The organism is Streptococcus minor DSM 17118 (genome assembly GCF_000377005.1).
Lineage (GTDB): Bacteria > Bacillota > Bacilli > Lactobacillales > Streptococcaceae > Streptococcus > Streptococcus minor.
The window spans coordinates 209,672-226,574 of record NZ_AQYB01000033.1; the positions used below are offsets into that span (position 1 = coordinate 209,672).

15 protein-coding genes are annotated in these 16,903 nt (G+C 40.0%); all 15 read left to right on the forward strand.

Going from position 1 to position 16,903, the window contains the following annotated elements; all coding sequences use genetic code 11:
* The first annotated feature begins 36 nt into the window (after positions 1-36).
* The 15 genes from ylqF to F602_RS0107440 all read left to right on the forward strand — a co-directional run bounded on the left by ylqF (position 37) and on the right by F602_RS0107440 (position 16,892).
* On the forward strand, positions 37-885 hold the full coding sequence (gene ylqF / locus F602_RS0107370) for a ribosome biogenesis GTPase YlqF (protein WP_018167328.1): 849 nt from the start codon (positions 37-39) through the stop codon (positions 883-885).
* Positions 872-1,657, forward strand: coding sequence for a ribonuclease HII (locus tag F602_RS0107375; RefSeq protein WP_018167329.1), 786 nt, complete (start codon positions 872-874; stop codon positions 1,655-1,657). Before ylqF ends, F602_RS0107375 begins: the two co-directional genes overlap by 14 nt.
* Positions 1,657-2,670, forward strand: coding sequence for a YdcF family protein (locus F602_RS0107380; RefSeq protein ID WP_018167330.1), 1,014 nt, complete (start codon positions 1,657-1,659; stop codon positions 2,668-2,670). Before F602_RS0107375 ends, F602_RS0107380 begins: the two co-directional genes overlap by 1 nt.
* Before the next feature lie 190 nt (positions 2,671-2,860).
* Positions 2,861-3,703, forward strand: coding sequence for a DNA-processing protein DprA (gene dprA, locus F602_RS0107385; protein ID WP_018167331.1), 843 nt, complete (start codon positions 2,861-2,863; stop codon positions 3,701-3,703).
* 91 nt (positions 3,704-3,794) lie between these two features.
* A complete protein-coding gene (gene topA, locus F602_RS0107390; protein ID WP_018167332.1) occupies positions 3,795-5,900 on the forward strand; it encodes a type I DNA topoisomerase in 2,106 nt (701 codons plus the stop codon).
* Positions 5,901-6,033: 133 nt separating this feature from the next.
* On the forward strand, positions 6,034-6,693 hold the full coding sequence (locus tag F602_RS0107395; protein WP_018167333.1) for a SatD family protein: 660 nt from the start codon (positions 6,034-6,036) through the stop codon (positions 6,691-6,693).
* Between the two features lie 114 nt (positions 6,694-6,807).
* The gene (gene trmFO, locus F602_RS0107400; protein ID WP_026183362.1) at positions 6,808-8,151 is read left to right on the forward strand and encodes a methylenetetrahydrofolate--tRNA-(uracil(54)-C(5))-methyltransferase (FADH(2)-oxidizing) TrmFO; all 1,344 of its coding nucleotides are present in this window, start codon (positions 6,808-6,810) and stop codon (positions 8,149-8,151) included.
* Positions 8,152-8,252: 101 nt separating this feature from the next.
* Complete coding sequence (locus F602_RS0107405; protein ID WP_018167335.1) at positions 8,253-9,077, forward strand: alpha/beta hydrolase; 825 nt, start codon at positions 8,253-8,255, stop codon at positions 9,075-9,077.
* A gap of 13 nt (positions 9,078-9,090) precedes the next feature.
* A complete protein-coding gene (locus F602_RS0107410) occupies positions 9,091-9,837 on the forward strand; it encodes an esterase family protein (protein ID WP_018167336.1) in 747 nt (248 codons plus the stop codon).
* A gap of 14 nt (positions 9,838-9,851) precedes the next feature.
* Positions 9,852-11,018 carry an ATP-grasp domain-containing protein gene (locus tag F602_RS0107415; RefSeq protein ID WP_018167337.1) on the forward strand — a complete coding sequence of 389 codons (1,167 nt, stop codon included), beginning with the start codon at positions 9,852-9,854 and terminating at the stop codon, positions 11,016-11,018.
* 296 nt (positions 11,019-11,314) lie between these two features.
* Positions 11,315-12,520: an acyl-CoA dehydrogenase FadE gene (gene fadE / locus F602_RS0107420; RefSeq protein WP_018167338.1), complete on the forward strand. Its 1,206-nt coding sequence runs from the start codon at positions 11,315-11,317 to the stop codon at positions 12,518-12,520.
* An 84-nt stretch (positions 12,521-12,604) separates the two neighbouring features.
* Positions 12,605-13,453, forward strand: coding sequence for a 3-hydroxybutyryl-CoA dehydrogenase (locus F602_RS0107425; RefSeq protein ID WP_018167339.1), 849 nt, complete (start codon positions 12,605-12,607; stop codon positions 13,451-13,453).
* A gap of 29 nt (positions 13,454-13,482) precedes the next feature.
* Positions 13,483-14,661, forward strand: a complete 1,179-nt coding sequence (locus F602_RS0107430; protein WP_018167340.1) for an acetyl-CoA C-acetyltransferase — start codon at positions 13,483-13,485, stop codon at positions 14,659-14,661.
* 15 nt (positions 14,662-14,676) lie between these two features.
* Positions 14,677-15,867 carry an L-lactate MFS transporter gene (locus tag F602_RS0107435; protein ID WP_018167341.1) on the forward strand — a complete coding sequence of 397 codons (1,191 nt, stop codon included), beginning with the start codon at positions 14,677-14,679 and terminating at the stop codon, positions 15,865-15,867.
* Between the two features lie 245 nt (positions 15,868-16,112).
* On the forward strand, positions 16,113-16,892 hold the full coding sequence (locus F602_RS0107440) for an enoyl-CoA hydratase-related protein (protein WP_018167342.1): 780 nt from the start codon (positions 16,113-16,115) through the stop codon (positions 16,890-16,892).
* Positions 16,893-16,903: the final 11 nt, after the last annotated feature.

The following is a 16,903-nucleotide window of genomic DNA, read 5'->3' on the forward strand; positions in this document are numbered from 1 at the left end:
ACGGCTTTTTTCAATGAAAAAAGAAAGGAGATAGATATGGCTACTATTCAATGGTTTCCAGGTCATATGTCTAAAGCACGCCGTCAAGTGCAAGAAAATCTGAGGTTTGTTGATTTTGTGACCATTTTGGTTGATGCTCGTCTGCCACTATCTAGTCAAAATCCTATGCTGACAAAGATTGTTGGTGAAAAACCTAAATTATTGGTTCTAAACAAGGCAGATTTGGCTGATCCTGTACTTCTCAAGCAGTGGCGTACCTATTTTGAAGATCAGGGTATTAAAACTCTCTCTATCAACTCCAAGGAACCCTCAACAGTAAAAAAGGTGACCGAGGCGGCTAAAAGTCTAATGAGAGATAAGCTAAAGCACCTTCGTGAACGTGGTATCCAAAAAGAAACATTGCGCACCATGATTATTGGCATTCCGAATGCTGGAAAATCTACTCTCATGAACCGTCTAGCTGGGAAAAAAATTGCTGTCGTTGGCAATAAGCCTGGTGTCACAAAGGGGCAGCAGTGGCTAAAAACGAATAAGGATTTGGAAATATTAGATACTCCAGGAATCTTGTGGCCAAAATTTGAAGATCAGGAGGTCGGTCTCAAGTTAGCTTTGACAGGTGCTATCAAGGATCAACTTTTACCGATGGATGAAGTGACTATTTTTGGAATTAATTATTTTAAACAATACTATCCTGAACGATTGGAGAAGCGCTACAAGGGTATTGACTTGACTCAAGAAGCTCCTGAAATCATTATGTCCTTGACGCAACAATTGGGATTTCGTGATGATTATGATCGTTTTTACAATCTCTTTGTCAAGGATGTTCGTGATGGTAAATTAGGCTTGTATACACTAGATAGGGTGGAAATCGATGGTGACAGTTAAGGAAATAAAGGAGCAATTGTCTGAATTAGTCACTTTGACCGATCCACGTTGGACTGATTTTGAGACTGACAGTAGAAGTGGTGTCCAAAGAGCTATTATACAGCGTAAAAAAGCTATTCAGGCAGAAGAAGCCGAAAATAAACGTCTTGAAACCATGCTCCGATATGAGAAAGAAGTATACGCACAAGGCTTTCAAGCTGTTGCGGGAATCGATGAGGTAGGAAGAGGTCCTTTAGCAGGTCCTGTTGTGGCAGCTTGTGTCATTTTACCCCAAAACTGTAAAATCAAGCACCTCAACGACTCTAAAAAGATTCCAAAATCTAAACACAAGGCTATCTATCAGGAAGTCCTCGAACAATCGTTGGCAGTTGGTATCGGCATTGTAGACAATGAACTTATTGATCAGGTCAATATCTATGAGGCTACTAAAATTGGTATGCTACAGGCTATTGAGAACCTAAAGGGACAAATCAGTCAGCCTGATTATCTACTCATTGATGCCATGAAACTGGATATTGCTATCCCTCAACAGTCTATCATTAAGGGGGATGCTAACTCTCTCTCTATTGCAGCAGCCTCCATCGTGGCCAAGGTGACTCGAGATAAGATGATGACAGATTATGACCAGCTTTTCCCGGGTTATGGATTTTCAGCAAATGCAGGTTACGGGACTAAGCAACACTTGTTAGGTATTGAAAAAATAGGTATCAGTCCCATTCATAGAAAATCTTTTGAACCAATAAAATCAATGTTTGAAAGGAGTTTGAAATAGTGCCTGCTTTTATTTACGCTTTTTTGATTTCTTTGGTAATCTTCCTTTTATTCTACTTCTTGGAGCGCAGAAGCATCTTTTTATCCCTTTTTTTATTAAATCTTTTTATCTGGTCAGGAGCATTCATCTTATCGACTGGAATATTGTACAGAAATGATATCTTGAGCTTCCTCCTCATCATGCTAGGGGTCAGTATCATTTTAGGTTTTATGTTTGGTCCACTCATCTTTATCGTGATGCTTTATGTCAATGGTTTTCGTGTTTTACGAAGAGAAGGAGTTCGATTCCATAATTTTCTATCGCTTGGCTTAGCCCTTGCTCTGACAATCTATCTCTTCATTGCACCATCTGTTACTCAGTATATACCAGAAGATTCATTTTGGAACGATTTATTTCTTTACATAGGTTTGCTCATTTCCTATGCTATATTGGTTAGTATGCTATATACCACTTCTAGCTTTATCAATTTAGTCAATCTCTTTCCAGGGAAACTAGATTATATTGTTGTGTTAGGAGCAGGCCTCAATGGAGAAAAAGTAACTCCCCTCTTGGCTTCTCGTATTGATAAAGGAATCTCGATTTATAAAAAGCATCCTGGCAGTAAGTTGATTATGTCTGGCGGACAGGGCGCCGATGAAATCATCTCTGAAGCCGAGGCCATGCGTCGTTATGCCATTGACCAAGGTGTGGAAGAAAATGATATCATCATGGAAAACAAGGCTACGAATACTGAAGAAAATTTGAAGTATTCTTATGCCTTGATGAAACCAGATAGTCGTTTTGCACTTGTTACTAATTATTATCATGTGTTTAGAGCCTTGTTATTGGCCAGAAAGTCCGGTATCAAATGCATAGGATATGGCGCTAAAACTAAGTTTTATTTTAGTTTGAATGCTTTTATTAGAGAATTTGTAGGTTACTTGGTGATGAGCCGAACCCAACACTTTTGGAGTCTAGGTCTCATATCTGTAGTTTATTTCATTCTTTTAGCTATCAGCTTCATTTATAAGTAAAAAGTCATCAGCAGGGGAATAGCTATGCTCAGATTGGTGATATAAACCTATGTCACTTTTTTCAATTGTTGATGCAAAGAGTCAATCAGGCTATAAAAAACAATATGTCTTAGATAAATTATACAAAATACCAGCAGAAACAGTCTTTGGAGTGTTTCTTTTTTCGTATTAAAGAGATGAGGTGAGAAAAATGAATAATTTTGAAATTTTTAAACTAAAAAAAGCTGGTCTGACCAATCTACAAGTGAATAAGGTTCTAGCTTATCGTAAACAAACAGGAAAGTCACTCAGCTTGCGAAATATCGCAGTTGCATCCGAAACAAGCAACCCTACTTTTTTTATGGAACAGTATAAATCACTAGATGTCAAGGCGTGTCGTGAAGAGTTTAATCGTTTTCCATCCTTTTCTATTCTTGATAAGATTTATCCCTTGGATCTCAAAGAAATATACAATCCACCGACACTCTTATTTTACCAAGGCAATCTAGAACTGCTAAAGTTTCCAAAGTTAGCAGTAGTTGGCACACGTAATGCTAGCAAAACGGGTACCCATTCTATTCAAAAGTTGATAAATGAGTTAGACAATCGCTTTGTCATTGTCAGTGGTCTCGCACGAGGTATTGATACATCCGCTCATATTGCAAGTCTCAAAAATGGTGGCAAAACGATTGCTGTTATTGGTACAGGACTGAATCATTTCTATCCAAAAGAAAATCGAAAACTCCAATCCTACATTGCTAAAAATCACCTGCTCTTATCTGAATATGGTCCTGATGAACCTCCTTTAAAATACCATTTCCCAGAACGAAATCGAATTATTGCTGGTTTATCTAGGGGTGTGTTAGTAGCAGAAGCAAAAATGCGTTCGGGTAGTCTGATTACCTGTGAACGAGCTTTGGAAGAAGGACGAGACATTTTCGCTGTACCAGGTTCCATTATTGATGGAAAATCAGATGGTTGTCATCATTTAATTCAAGAAGGTGCAAAGTGTGTTATATCAGGCTTTGACATCCTTTCAGAGTATCAAAAATAAAACGGGTTTTCCTATAGGAAAAAGAAAATCCTTGACACAACCTTGAAAATAGTATATCCTTTGTGAAGTTAATCTATGAAAAGGGATATAAATGGCTACAAAAACAAGCAAAAAGAAAACAGCTACAAAAAAATCAGCTAGTCAGAAGAATCTAGTCATCGTGGAGTCTCCAGCAAAAGCCAAGACTATTGAAAAGTATCTTGGTCGAAACTACAAGGTAGTAGCCTCTGTCGGGCACATTCGTGATTTGAAAAAATCCACCATGTCCATTGACTTTGAAAATGATTATGAACCACAGTATATCAATATTCGTGGTAAGGGTGATTTAATCAATTCTTTGAAAAAAGAAGCGAAAAACGCGAAAAAAGTCTATCTTGCTAGTGACCCTGACCGAGAGGGAGAAGCTATTTCCTGGCATTTGGCTCATATTCTCAACCTGGATGAAGCAGATACCAATCGTGTTGTCTTTAACGAAATCACTAAAGAAGCAGTAAAAAATGCTTTTAAAGAGCCGCGGACCATTAACCAAGACCTAGTCAATGCTCAGCAAGCTAGGCGTGTCCTAGATAGGATTGTAGGCTATTCTATTTCACCAATTCTCTGGAAAAAAGTCAAAAAAGGTTTGTCAGCAGGTCGTGTACAATCCGTCGCTCTCAAACTCATTATTGACCGTGAAAATGAAATCAATCACTTTAAACCAGAAGAATATTGGACTATTGATTCCACATTTAAAAAAGGTAACAAGAAATTTCAAGCTAGCTTTTATGGTCTAGATGACAAAAAGGTCAAATTGGAAAATAATGACCAGGTTAAGGAAGTTCTGGCCCGTATTAAGAGTGATGACTTTAATGTGAATCAAGTAGAGCGCAAGGAGCGTAAGCGCAATGCACCAATGCCTTATACGACCTCTACTATGCAGATGGATGCAGCCAATAAGCTTAATTTCCGCACACGCAAGACCATGATGGTAGCCCAGCAACTCTATGAAGGTGTGAATTTGGGAACTGGTGGTACGCAGGGTTTGATTACTTATATGCGTACCGATTCTACTCGTATTAGCCCAGTAGCTCAAGCTCAGGCTGCAGAATTTATCACTAATCGATTTGGTGAAAAATATTCCAAACATGGTAGCCGTATAAAAAATACTTCAGGTGCCCAAGATGCGCACGAGGCTATCCGACCATCTAATGTTCATCATACACCTGAGTCTATCGCAAAATACTTAGACAAGGATCAGATGAAGCTCTACACCCTCATCTGGAATCGCTTTGTGGCCAGCCAGATGACAGCTGCTATTTTTGACACTATGAACGTTCGTTTGGGACAAAATGGAGTCATCTTTACAGCTAACGGTAGTCAGGTCAAATTTGACGGCTATATGGCTGTTTACAATGATTCTGATAAAAATAAAATGCTACCAGATATGGAAGAGGGAGATATCGTTACACGCGCCATATCTAACCCAGAACAGCATTTTACTCAGCCTCCAGCTCGATACTCTGAGGCAACTCTAATCAAAACATTAGAAGAAAACGGTGTCGGTCGCCCATCCACTTATGCACCAACGATCGAAACAATCCAGAAACGATATTACGTGAAATTGTCATCTAAACGCTTTGAGCCAACTGAGCTGGGTGAGATTGTCAATAAACTTATTTCAGAGTTTTTCCCAGATATTGTCAATGTTACATTCACTGCTGAAATGGAACAAAAGCTGGATGATGTCGAAATCGGTAAGGAGCAGTGGCAGAAAGTTATTGATAGTTTCTACCAACCTTTTAAGGTCGAATTGGCTAAAGCTGAGACAGAAATGGAAAAGATTCAAATCAAGGATGAGCCAGCAGGATTTGACTGTGATGTTTGTGGTAGCCCAATGGTGATAAAACTCGGCAAATATGGTAAATTTTACGCCTGTTCTAACTTCCCTGATTGTCGGAATACAAAGCAAATCGTCAAATCTATCGGTGTAACTTGTCCGCTTTGTAACGAAGGTCAAGTCATTGAGCGTAAGAGCAAACGTAATCGCATCTTCTTTGGCTGTGATCGTTATCCAGCTTGCGAATTTACTTCTTGGGATAAGCCAGTTGGTCGTTCTTGCCCTAAATGTGGCCATTATCTAGTTGAGAAGAAGGTCCGTGGTGGTGGGAAGCAAGTTATCTGTCCAAATGGCGACTATGAAGAAGAAAAAGTAAAATAATACAGATAAGTTTACATAGTTTATTTTATGTAAACTTATTTTTTCTATTATAAAGGGAAAAACTGATTATTTCCATTATAATAGACTTTTATGAAAATGTCTGTTATAATGGACTTAGAAAAGAGGTGATGTTATGCTCTACATAGCTCTTATCGGCGATATGATTGATTCCAAGGATCTCCCAAATCGTTCTGAATTTCAGCAACAACTCAAGAACTGCCTAACCCAAGTCAATATAACCTATCAAATGAATCTAGCTTCTAAATTTTCTATTACACTAGGAGATGAATTTCAGGGATTACTGTTGCCTGATGCACCTGTTTTTCATATTATTGATGATATCAATCGATCCATGGAAGGTGTTTCTCTGCGCTTTGGAATTGGCTTGGGAGAGATTGTGACGGATATTGATCCGGAAATCAGTCTGGGAGCAGATGGTTCTAGCTACTGGTATGCTAGAGAAGCCATCAATTATATCCATCAGAAAAACGATTATGGCAACACTCAGCTAGCGGTCCGTATGGAGGATAAGGCAATAGAAGTAGTAGTTAATAGCTTATTGGCAGCGAGTGAGGCCATAAAGGCTAGCTGGCGAGAGAGTCAATTAACCCTTCTCAATGCCCTATTACAACTAGGTATCTATGAGGAACAATTTGAGCAACAGACTTTATCCCAGTATCTGAACCTTACTCCCAGTGCTCTTTCCAAGCGCTTAAAAAGTTCCAGTATCAAAGTTTATTTACGGGCAAGAAAAGAGGCACTTAAATTGTTGCAAGTAGCTATGAAAAAATAATAAAATAAACAAGGCCTCACGTATCACAGTCGGGGCTTTTTTTGATATAATAGGTCAGTAAATATAGAAGAAAGATTTGTGTTGGTATTTTATCAACAAAGAGGTATTCGTGTATTGTCTCAATCTAAAGCAAACTATATCAATGTTATTGGTGCTGGTTTGGCTGGTTCTGAAGCTGCTTACCAAATAGCCAAGCGTGGTATTCCAGTAAAACTGTACGAGATGCGAGGAGTCAAGTCGACCCCTCAGCACAAAACAGACAACTTTGCAGAGTTGGTATGTTCCAATTCTTTCCGTGGCGATAGCTTGACCAATGCGGTTGGTCTTCTCAAGGAAGAAATGCGTCGTTTAGACTCTATTATTTTGCGAAATGGAGAAGCTCACCGCGTTCCTGCGGGTGGTGCCATGGCAGTAGATCGTGAAGGTTACTCAGAAGCTGTAACTGCTGAGCTTCACAATCATCCCCTTATTGAGATAATTCGTGGGGAGATAACAGATATTCCTGACGATGCCATCACTGTTATTGCAACTGGTCCTTTGACATCGGATACTTTAGCTGAAAAGATTCATGCACTCAATGGTGGCGAAGGCTTTTATTTTTATGATGCAGCAGCACCTATCATCGATAAATCAACTATCAACATGGATAAGGTTTATCTCAAATCTCGTTATGACAAAGGTGAAGCAGCCTACCTCAACTGTCCCATGACTAAAGAAGAATTCATGAACTTCCATGAAGCTTTGACAACAGCAGAAGAAGCACCTCTTAATTCATTTGAGAAAGAAAAATATTTTGAAGGTTGTATGCCTATCGAAGTGATGGCTAAACGTGGTATAAAAACCATGCTCTACGGTCCCATGAAGCCAGTTGGTTTAGAATATCCAGAAGACTATATCGGTCCTCGTGATGGCGATTTTAAAACACCTTATGCTGTTGTACAGCTCCGTCAAGATAATGCTGCTGGCAGTCTCTACAACATAGTTGGTTTCCAAACTCACCTGAAATGGGGTGAGCAAAAGCGTGTTTTCCAGATGATTCCAGGACTTGAAAATGCTGAGTTTGTCCGCTATGGTGTGATGCACCGCAACTCCTACATGGATTCGCCAAATCTTTTAACGCAGACATTCCAATCTCGCAGCAATCCACAGCTCTTCTTTGCTGGTCAAATGACTGGTGTGGAAGGGTATGTCGAATCAGCGGCAGCTGGCTTAGTAGCAGGGATCAATGCCGCTCGTCTCTTTAAAGGAGAAGAAGCAGTTGTCTTTCCGCGTACTACAGCTATAGGAAGCTTACCGTATTATATCACGCATACGGAAAGTAAACATTTCCAACCGATGAATGTCAATTTTGGGATTATTCAGGAACTAGAAGGCCCACGTATCCGTGATAAGAAGGCACGTTATGAAGCGATTGCTCAGCGTGCTTTAGCGGATTTAGAAGCTTACCTAACAGTATAGAAAGCCGTTTTGTTCGGCTTTTCTTTTTTTAAAAATATTATTGTAGAAATTTTCTGAAAAATAAGGTATAATAGCCAGTAGAAAAATAATAGGAAGTAATTATGAATAAATCATATTTTTATCTAGAAATGCGAACCCATGAACTCCTCGTTCCTTATACTAATCAGATGCGTCGTGTCCGTGTCCTCTTGCCTAAAGGCTATGAGGAGGACGAAGATAGTAGTTATCCTGTTGTCTATTTTCATGATGGACAAAATGTTCTATACAGCAAGGAGTCTTTTTCAGGACATTCTTGGAAAATCATTCCAGCTATTAAGCGCAATCCAGATATTCCCAAAATGATTATTGTAGCTATTGATAATGATGGCTTGGAGCGCATGCATGAGTATGCTGCTTGGAAATACAATGAAATGGGCATTCCAGGCATCCAATTTGGTGGTAAGGGGACCTTATATGCGGAGTTTGTTATGGAAGTCGTTAAGCCTTTCATTGATAAGGAATACCGTACCAAGTCCGATAAAGCTCATACAGGCATGATTGGTTCTTCCTTGGGCGGTAATATTACTCAGTTCATGGGCTTGACTTATCAGGATAAAATTGGTTGTCTAGGTGTGTTTTCATCGGCTAACTGGTTACATCAAGAAGCCTTCAATCGCTATATCGCTCGTCAAGATATAAATCCGGAACAAAGAGTCTATATCTATGTTGGTACAGAAGAAGCGGATGATACAGATAAAACGCTAATGGCAGGAAATATCAAGCAGGCCTATATTGACTCCTCCCTATCCTATTATCGCCAGTTGATAGTGGCAGGAGTTTCCCTGGATAATTTGCTACTAGAGATTACATCGGGCGCCCAGCACAATGAAGAAGCTTGGGCAAGCCATTTACCAGATTGTCTAAGATTTTTAAGTGAAAAATGGTAAGGAGAAGAGAAAGATGCACGTAGAATTTTTAAGCCATTGGTCAGGAAATCTTGGCCGTGAAATGCAGCTCAATCGTTACGGACATGCAGGGATTCCTGTAGTTGTCTTTGCCTCATCAGGAGGATCTTACAGTGAATACGCTGATTTTGGTATGATTGAGGCTTGTAGAGAATTTATTGACACCGGGAGAGTTCAGTTTTTCACTTTAACCAGCTACGATCAGGAAAGCTGGCTGGCCGAATGGAAATCGATCCATGATAAGGCAGAAGCTCACCGTGCGTATGAACGCTATGTGATTGAAGAAGCGATTCCCTTTATCAAGCATAAGACGAATTGGTTTGATGGTATGATGACGACAGGTTGTTCTATGGGAGCCTATCATGCGGTTAATTTTTTCCTTCAACATCCAGATGTTTTTACTAAAGTGGTTGCTCTCTCTGGTATTTACGATGCTCGTTTTTTCAACAACAACCAGGACTACGGTCAAGATGATGTTGTCTATCAAAATTCTCCAGCAGATTATATCTGGAATCAGAATGATGGTTGGTTTATTGATCGCTATCGTCAGGCAGAAATCATTGTGTGTACTGGTCTAGGCGACTGGGAGCAAGATGGTCTACCAAGCTTCTACAATCTCAAACATGCTTGTGAAGACAAACAAATCCCTGCTTGGTTTGATGAGTGGGGTGGTGATGTGGCCCATGACTGGGTTTGGTGGCGCCAGCAAATGCCTTATTTCCTAGCCCAAATGAATCTATAAGAAAGGAATAAGCTATGAATTATCTCGTTATTTCACCTTTTTATCCTGAAAATTTCCAACCTTTTACTGTTGAATTGTCTAAAAAAGAAGATGTGACAGTTCTAGGCATTGGACAAGAACCTTATGATCAGCTACCAGAAGAGTTACGCAGTGCCTTGACCGAGTATTTTCGTGTGGAAAATCTAGAAAATCTCGATGAAGTTAAGCGAGCAGCTGCCTTTCTCATCTATAAACACGGTCCGATAGATCGTGTGGAATCCCATAATGAACATTGGCTGGAGTCAGATGCCGCACTCCGTGAGCAATTTAATATCTTTGGTGTTAAACCAAAACAACTTAAAAGAACTAAGCACAAGTCTGAGATGAAGAAATTCTTTACGAAAGTAGGTGTCCCAGTTGCACCGGGCATGCTAGTGAAGAAAGATAAAGACATTGAAAAAGCTCTTAAAAAGATTGGATTTCCTATTATCGCTAAGCCTGATAATGGGGTTGGTGCTGCTGGTACCTTCAAGCTGACTAAAAAAGCTGATGTCGATGCTTTCAAAGAAGCTTGGGATGGGCAAACAACTTATTTCTTTGAAAAATTCATTGATTTACAGGAGATTGTAACCTACGATGGTCTGATTGACAGCAAAGGAGAAGTAGTATTTGAAACTAGTTTGGTCTATGCTCATGCTCCTTTAGAATTATTATTATCTAATAAGGACAATGCTTACTATATCGAAAAGGAACTAGATCCTAAATTAGCTGAATATGGTCGAGCTATCATTAAGGCCTTTGGTATGAAGGAGCGATTCTTCCATATTGAGTTTTTCAAGGACGGTAGTGACTATATCGCTATTGAATACAATAATCGTATAGCAGGTGGTTTTACTGTTGAAGCTTATAACTATGCTCATTCGATTGACCTTTTCCGTGACTATGCTAATATTGTTACTGGACAAGAAGTAGCAGATCGACCTTTTGCTCCACAATACTGCTTGGTTGCCACTCGCAGAGATAAGACAAACTATGTTCATTCAGAAGATGAAATAAAACAACGTTATGCTGATAATATCAAAACCATTAAGCGTATGCCGGATGCCTTTGCTGAACTACAAGGGAATTCAGCTTATATCCTAACTGCTGATCATCTGGAAGTCATTCAGGAAATGATTGACTATATTGGAAAAACAAGATAAAGGTAAGATGTAAATATCCTGTAAAAAAACAAAAGATTGGAGCAAGTACTTCAATCTTTTTTGTATACTATTAGAAAATATAGCATATCCTATAAGCAAAAATAAACTGTTTTTTAAGGAGAATGTTGTTCAAAAAACTGTTAAACTAGGCTTTTTGATTATGTATAATTTCATCTTATAGCTTTATTAATTTTTCTTAAGTAGACTTTGTAAGCGTTTCATATTAAGATGAATATGTCAACAAAATGTAAACGCTTTACACGGAAAAATACATAATACAAAAAGGAGTTTTAACTATGTCAGTTAAAGAATTAGCCCGTGAATTGTTCCCAGAGGATTTGTTTGGTTATGCTGAAAAGCTAACTGAAGGGGAGTTGAAAGTTTTGAAACACCTTCGTGAGGAAATGGAAAAATGTATTCGTCCAGTTCTCATTGAAAGTTATGAAAAAGCGCTTCTACCTCGTGAAGAAATCCTTGGTGCCTTTGCAGCAGCTCGTATCATGGATCATCCAGATTTATTCGTTGGTCGCGAAGGACAATGGAAGCCACGTGAAATTTACAACACTTTTCTTTACCTTGAATTAGCACGTTTTGATCCATCAGTAGCAACTTTCTACACAGTACATGGTGGTTTGGGCTACAATACTATCCTTATCGGTGGCAATGACGAACAAAGAGAACGTTTCGGTGTTCCTGTTCGTACTTTCCAAGCACAAACATGTTTTGCATTGACAGAACCTGACCATGGTTCAGATATCGCTGGTGGATTGGCAACAACTGCTGAACGTCGTGGTGATAAATGGATCTTGAACGGTGAAAAACGTTGGATTGGTGGCGCTAAAACTGCTGATTTCATTCCAGTCTTTGCTCGTGATGTAGAAACTAAGAAAATTAAATGTTTCATGGTTAAAAAAGGTAGCGAAGGTCTTTCAGTTGAAAATGTACCACATAAAATCGCGCTTCGCCTTGTTAACAACGGACACATTACATTGAAAGATGTTGAGGTAGCAGAAACTGACCGACTCGAACACATCAATGGCTACGGTGATGTTGCGAAAATCTTCGTTCGTACTCGTGCAGATGTTGCCTATATCGCTATGGGAACAGCAGCAGGTGCTTATAATGCAGCACTTCGTTTGACAACAACTCGTGAGCAATTTGGTCGCAAGTTGGCAGGTTTCCAATTGGTACAAGAAAAATTAGCTCGCATGCAAGCCAATGTAGTAGCAGCGATTGCTTACAGCGTTCGTATCGGTGAATTGCAAGAAGAAGGTCATGAAGTAATGCTTAACTCATCTCTTGCGAAATTGCACAACTCACTTCGTATGAGAGAAACAGTTGCCCTTGCTCGTGAAGTATGTGGCGGTAATGGTATTACCCTTGAAACAGAGGTGGCACGCTTCTTCACAGATGCTGAAGCAATCTACACTTACGAAGGCACTCACGAAATCAATGCCATGCTTGTTGCGCGCGAATTAACTGGTATCGGTGCATTTGTATAAAAAGGGACTTAGAGGAATGGTTGAAAGGCCGGTGCCATTCGACTGTTCCTTTCTTCTTGAAAAGAAATAGACGAGGAAAGAAAAATGACAATTTCAAAAGTAATGATTATCGGTTCAGGTCAAATGGGAAGCGGAATTGCTCAAGTATTTGCACAATCAGGCTTCACAGTATATCTCAATGATATTAACGAAGAGTTCGTGAAACGTGGCCTAAAAGGCATTCAAAAACAATTGGCTCGTTCAGTAGCTCGTGAACGTTTAACACAAGAACAAGCAGAAGAAATTTTTGAACGCATTATCCCTTCAGTAGATTATACAGATGCAAAAGAAGTTGAGTTGGTTGTTGAAGCAGCGACTGAAAATCGCGACATCAAACTCAGCATCTTCAAGCAATTGGATGAAATCACAGGCGAAAAAACAATTCTTGCTTCCAATACTTCATCACTTTCTATCACAGACATCGCAGCCGCAACAGATCGTCCTGATAAGGTGGTGGGACTGCATTTCTTCAACCCTGCACCAGTGATGCAGCTGGTTGAAATTATCAAAGCCATTCAAACATCAGATGAAACAGTTAGATTGATGGAAGAATTGGCTGGTCAAATCAATAAAACTGCAGTTCGCGTAGCGGATTCTTACGGTTTTGTCGTAAACCGTATCTTGGTTCCAATGATTAATGAAGCAATCTTTGTATTGGGTGATGGAGTTGCAGAGGCTGAAGAAATTGATGAAGCAATGAAATTAGGTGCTAACCACCCAATTGGCCCATTGGCACTTGGCGATTTAATTGGTCTTGATGTTGTCTTAGCTATTATGAATGTACTAAACAATGGTTTCAACGATCCAAAATATCGTCCAGCGCCACTCCTTAAGAAAATGGTTGAGGCTGGTAAACTTGGCCGTAAGACAGGCGAAGGTTTCTTTAAATACTAAAATATAAAATAGACAGAAAGAGGAAAAGAATGAGAGAAGCAGTTATTGTTTCGGCAGTTCGTACGCCGATTGGAACATTTGGTGGTTCATTGAAAGATGTATCAGCTGTAGATTTAGGTGTAACAGTTGTAAAAGGTGCCATTGAGCGTGCTGGCTTAAAACCAGAACAAGTAGATGAAGTTATTTTAGGAAATGTCTTGAGCGGTGGTCTTGGACAAAATATAGCACGTCAAGTCAGCGTAAAGGCTGGAATCCCGATTTCTAGTCCAGCGTTTACCATCAATAAAGTATGCGGTTCAGGTTTGAAAACTATCCAATTGGCTACACAAGCTATCTTGCTTGGTGATGCCGACATCATCGTAGCAGGTGGTACAGAAAATATGAGTCAAGCGCCATATGTATTGCAACAACAACGTTGGGGCTCTCGTATGGGTGACAGCAAGGTCGTTGATACATTGCTACGTGATGGTTTGGTCGATGCATTTGATAACTATCACATGGGAATCACTGCAGAAAATGTTGCCGAGAAATATAATATCACTCGTGAGCAACAAGATACTTTTGCTGTACATTCACAACGTAAGGCTGTTGCAGCAATCAAAGCTGGTCGATTTAAAGAGGAAATTGTTCCTGTTCTTGTACCACAACGCAAGGGAGACCCATTGGTATTTGATACGGATGAATACCCACGCGAAAATGCATCATTAGAAGGAATGGCTAAGTTGCGTACTGCCTTCAAGAAAGACGGTACTGTAACAGCTGGTAACGCTTCAGGTATCAATGATGGGGCAGCAGCAGTTGTCGTGACTTCTCGTGAAAAAGCAGAAGAACTAGGCCTTGAAATTCTTGCTACTATCACATCATATGCAAGTGCAGGTTTGGAACCAGAATACATGGGATGTGGCCCAATCTATGCTACTCGTAAAGCATTGGAAAAAGCAGATTTGAAAGTTAGTGACCTTGATTTGATAGAGTCTAACGAAGCTTTCGCAGCTCAAGCTTGTGCAGTCAACCAAGAACTTGGTTTGAACACAGACATTGTAAACGTAAACGGTGGTGCGATTGCCCTTGGACACCCAATCGGTGCATCTGGTGCTCGTATCTTTGTAACTTTGCTTCATGAAATGCAAAAACGTGATGCAAAACGTGGTTTGGCAACTCTCTGTATTGGTGGTGGTATGGGGACTGCTGTAATCGTTGAACGGTAAAAGGAGGAAGTGGCGATGACGAAACAACCAAATCGTTGGCTGATTTTAGCAGCTGCTATCTTAACAAACCTCTCCTTAGGAACAGGTTATGCATGGTCAGTGTTCCAAGCAGCCTTGCTTGAAACCAATGCCAGTAGAGGCTGGGAATTATCTCAAACATCCTTAGCCTTTAGTATTTCCTTTGCGATGGTTCCTATTGGGATGATTATCTTTGGTCCAAAAGTTGATGCTCAAGGACCTAAGAAGTTTGTATTTTTAGGTGGCATCCTCTTTGGTCTTGGACTGTTCTTAACTGGTTTTGCCAGCAGTATTCCAATGCTTTATCTCACTTACGGGGTCCTTCTTGGTTTGGGAATTGGTTCAGCTTACGGTGCTGCAACTTCGGTAGCGGTCAAATGGTTCCCGGATAAGAAAGGCTTGGCTGGTGGTCTGACAGCAGCTGGCTTTGGTTCTGGTCCTATTATCTTATCACCCATTATTAAGAGTTTGATTGCTTCAGTTGGAGTTTATCGCACCTTTAACATCTTAGGCGCTATTTTACTCATTGTTATCTGCGGTGCTTCACTTGTGATGAAAAAAGCACCAGCTCCTAAGGTAGCGGCTGATCAAGTAGTTCCAACTGGTAAAACTTATAAAGAGATGCTAAGGGAAGGAAACTTCTGGTTGCTATGGCTCATCTATACTCTTGGTGCTACTGGTGGAATGATGATTATCGGTACAGCAAGTGATATTGCCAAAACTTATTCACTTGCAGATCCAGTAGTCGTTGTCATGTTAGTGGGTCTTGCCAATACCTTTGGACGTATTTTCTGGGGAGCTGTCTCAGATAAGATTGGACGGTATTACACCGTTGTTGCCATGTTTATCGTAGTGGCAGGAGGATTATTCTTATTAGCTTCTAACCAGACACTGGGCTCCATTTTTGGGGTTATCGGTGTGATGATGGTTGCCCTCTCCTTTGGTGGCTTCCTAGGTGCCTTCCCAGGAATTACAGCAGAGAACTGGGGTGTTCAGAATGCAGGTTCTAACTATGGTTGGATGTTTACTGCTTATGGTGTTGCAGCTCTATTTGGACCACAATTAGGTACCAACATCAAAGCAGCAAACAACGGGGACTATACTTTTGCATTCTTTATTGTCATTGCAATGGCAGTAGTTGGTATGGTTCTCCAACTTTACTTTATAAAAAAGCTTAAGAAATCCTAATAGATTTCCCATTTTCCTTCATTTTAATTCACCAAACGTTGCAAGTTTAAGCTTTCTTGCAGCGTTTTTTATTGATTAAACAAAACCTATAATCTGAGCTTATAGCTATATTAATTTATCTTAAGTAGACGAAAGGTTGTGTAGCTGTTACAATAACATTGTAAGCGTTTTACATTTTGAAGAAGTAAGGTGTATTTGTTGACGCTAAACACCTTAACTAGAAATTCAAAATAGGAGAACACACTATGAGTAACACTGTCTTGCTAGAAGTAAAGGAGCAAATTGGTTACATCACAATTAATCGTCCAGAAGCGTTAAACGCACTTAGTTCACAAGTACTATCAGACTTGGATAAGGTTCTGGATGACATTAAAGGAAACGATGATATTCGTGTTGTCATCGTTACTGGATCTGGAGAAAAAGCATTTGTTGCAGGTGCTGACATCAAAGAGATGGATAAGATGACTCCAACAGAAGCTTTTGAGTACATGACCTATGCAAACGACGTTTTTTCTAAGTTAGAGCAACTTCGTCAACCAACTATTGCAGCGGTAAATGGCTATGCACTTGGTGGGGGCATGGAATTAGCGCTATCGACAGATATCCGTCTTGGTCATGAAAAAACATTGCTTGGTTTCCCTGAAGTAGGCTTGGGTATCATTCCTGGTTTTGCAGGTACACAACGCATGCCACGCCTTATTGGAACCAGCAAAGCAAAAGAATTGATTTTCACCGCCCGCCATGTCAAAGCAGAAGAAGCAGTTGCATTGGGCATTCTCAATCGTTTGGTTCCAGCTGAAAATCTTCTTGAAGAAGCTGAAAACTTGGCACGTAGCATCATGAAAAATGCTCCATTGGCAGTGGAAAAAGCCAAACATGTTATCAATGTAGGCATTGATCTTCCTCTTCAAAATGCTATCCGTTTGGAAACAGAAGCAGAATCGCTCCTCTTCTCAACAGAAGATAAGGTAGAAGGTATGGGTGCTTTTGTAGAAAAACGTAAAGCAGTATTTAAACGGAAATAGGAGAGAAGTGA

What these genes read in the sequence shown, in the direction of transcription:
- ylqF (WP_018167328.1), top strand. Translation starts at nt 37, where the DNA reads ATGGCTACTATTCAATGGTTTCCAGGTCATATGTCTAAAGCACGCCGT.
- F602_RS0107375 (WP_018167329.1), top strand. Translation starts at nt 872, where the DNA reads ATGGTGACAGTTAAGGAAATAAAGGAGCAATTGTCTGAATTAGTCACT.
- dprA (WP_018167331.1), top strand. Translation starts at nt 2,861, where the DNA reads ATGAATAATTTTGAAATTTTTAAACTAAAAAAAGCTGGTCTGACCAAT.
- topA (WP_018167332.1), top strand. Translation starts at nt 3,795, where the DNA reads ATGGCTACAAAAACAAGCAAAAAGAAAACAGCTACAAAAAAATCAGCT.
- F602_RS0107395 (WP_018167333.1), top strand. Translation starts at nt 6,034, where the DNA reads ATGCTCTACATAGCTCTTATCGGCGATATGATTGATTCCAAGGATCTC.
- F602_RS0107405 (WP_018167335.1), top strand. Translation starts at nt 8,253, where the DNA reads ATGAATAAATCATATTTTTATCTAGAAATGCGAACCCATGAACTCCTC.
- F602_RS0107410 (WP_018167336.1), top strand. Translation starts at nt 9,091, where the DNA reads ATGCACGTAGAATTTTTAAGCCATTGGTCAGGAAATCTTGGCCGTGAA.
- F602_RS0107415 (WP_018167337.1), top strand. Translation starts at nt 9,852, where the DNA reads ATGAATTATCTCGTTATTTCACCTTTTTATCCTGAAAATTTCCAACCT.
- fadE (WP_018167338.1), top strand. Translation starts at nt 11,315, where the DNA reads ATGTCAGTTAAAGAATTAGCCCGTGAATTGTTCCCAGAGGATTTGTTT.
- F602_RS0107425 (WP_018167339.1), top strand. Translation starts at nt 12,605, where the DNA reads ATGACAATTTCAAAAGTAATGATTATCGGTTCAGGTCAAATGGGAAGC.
- F602_RS0107430 (WP_018167340.1), top strand. Translation starts at nt 13,483, where the DNA reads ATGAGAGAAGCAGTTATTGTTTCGGCAGTTCGTACGCCGATTGGAACA.
- F602_RS0107435 (WP_018167341.1), top strand. Translation starts at nt 14,677, where the DNA reads ATGACGAAACAACCAAATCGTTGGCTGATTTTAGCAGCTGCTATCTTA.
- F602_RS0107440 (WP_018167342.1), top strand. Translation starts at nt 16,113, where the DNA reads ATGAGTAACACTGTCTTGCTAGAAGTAAAGGAGCAAATTGGTTACATC.